The 1,055-nt window shown below is 49.2% G+C and carries 2 protein-coding genes; both read right to left on the bottom strand.

The features are described 5' to 3' along the window. Positions 1-204 precede the first annotated feature (204 nt). On the bottom strand, positions 205-699 hold the full coding sequence (locus tag AAF659_RS15005) for a DUF6650 family protein (RefSeq protein WP_349752593.1): 495 nt from the start codon (positions 697-699) through the stop codon (positions 205-207). 114 nt (positions 700-813) lie between these two features. Then, positions 814-1,055, bottom strand: a 242-nt coding sequence (locus tag AAF659_RS15010; protein WP_349752538.1) for an IS30 family transposase, incomplete at its 5' end; no start/stop codon positions are given.

Genomic DNA, 1,055 nt, shown 5'->3' on the forward strand with positions numbered 1-1,055 from the left:
CAACGAGTGTGCTTCGGGGACTGGCGTCACGATCAGGTACCCCGGAACCGCACATGAGTAGCAATGCTCCACCAAGAAATCTTGGTCACGACTAATCTCAAAATTCACAGTTTTATTCCACACAACGCTTGCAGCATGCGCGCCCACGAAATGGAGCCAAAGGCGCAATGTAGTGGGCGTCGCCGTGCCTGCACTTGTTATGCATTAGTTTCGTGGCCTGATAGAAAAGTTGAGGATGAACTCCCCGAGGCGGCTATTGTTCCCAGTTGGGTCAATACCAAATGCCGCACAAAACATCGCGAGCGCCTTAGACATATCAAGCCTTATTTTTTGCAAGGAGCGATACATTTTGTACTTTCCTTGATCAGTGTCTGCATCAATCCGATAAAGGCTTTGAAGCTCTTTGCTCAGAGTCAAAATCACCTGTAGCAAGACGGTTTGAATTGCCTCGTCGTTTACACCTGCTCGGACACGTTCAGTTTCATCTTTTATTTTCTCAAGGCTTTTAATTACGGCAGGCTGAACTTCATCATCAATTGGAGCCAGAAGGACCTCTTTTCCCTCTAGGAACTTGATGTAAGACTGGATCGTAGCTTTATCCTGTGCCTTAGGAGAGTTTCTGAAAAAGTCCCGAATATTAATGCCTGCAATTGACATTGCTGCAGCGCCGACAGTGATAATTGTCAGAGTCATTCCCATTGTTTCAACTTCTCCTTAGATGCATAACGCAGAGCGCACCGGTGACCTTTTCGGAGCAACGCGGAGAAAAGGCCATCCGCGTGGCGCAACTTGTTATGTTGTTTAGCCTTGGATTCAAGTAATAACTGCAGCACCACCCGTATCCAGTGCTCCTGAGTATTCACCCCAGAACACTTCCGCCGGTGTGCGATAACCGAGCCGTTTCCGGGGTCGGTTATTCAGTTGCTTCACGGTTGCTCGGAGCGCTTTCTCAGAGATCTTCCGGAAGTCCGTACCCTTCGGGAAGTACTGGCGCAGCAGTCCATTTGTATTCTCGTTTGTGCCCCGCTGGCTGGAGCGGTATGGGTCGCAGAAAT

Origin of the sequence: Salicola sp. Rm-C-2C1-2 (assembly GCF_040196175.1) — a bacterium.
In the GTDB taxonomy this organism is placed as follows: Bacteria; Pseudomonadota; Gammaproteobacteria; order Pseudomonadales; family Oleiphilaceae; genus Halospina.